General features: G+C 42.7%; 1 pseudogene. It reads right to left on the bottom strand.

The window, feature by feature from the left end:
* Positions 1-581, bottom strand: a pseudogene (locus CJF42_RS27970) (hypothetical protein); the annotation flags it as partial.

Raw genomic sequence — 581 nt, 5'->3', positions numbered from 1 at the left:
GTTTTCTTTTGCTCAGCTGCCAGTTTATCTTCCAGGGCTTTTTGCTCTTCTTTAGTCAAAATAGTGTCCTCTTTAGTTTTATCATCACTGTTGTCATCATTAGGGTTATCAGCGTCTTCTTGTGAGAACTCTGATTGGTTTTCTTTGCGTTTTTCATGCTCAGCAATAATCGTATCTTCTTTTAGCCAATCACCAGACCAGGTAGGAATAACGCGCTCAGCCGTTTCTACATCGTATTTATCAATAAAGAAGTCGCGCAAATTACCAAAAAAACGCGTTAATACATTGGAGGTTTCAAGGGCAACGGTTTCAATTTTGTCTGAAGCTGCAAATTCAAAGACCTGGGCGGTGTCATCATCTGCATTAAATTGCCATTGCAAACCCGATACAGCAGGGGGCTTACCGCCTAAAAATCCGATATGACCTAATTCAAAACCACCATCCACAGCATTTAAACGTACAGAACGATTGGGGTAACGCTTATCTGCAACCGCTTGTGCAAACTCAGCACTGACATCATCCGCTTTTGCAAACAACACACCGTTTTCAGCTTTTAGCTCACTGGCCCAACCCCAAGCAGG

It is taken from the genome of Pseudoalteromonas sp. NBT06-2, assembly GCF_002276045.1.
In the GTDB taxonomy this organism is placed as follows: domain Bacteria; phylum Pseudomonadota; class Gammaproteobacteria; order Enterobacterales; family Alteromonadaceae; genus Pseudoalteromonas.
The sequence above is the reverse complement of the archived record's forward strand: the minus strand, read 5'-3'. Positions and strand labels throughout refer to the sequence as shown.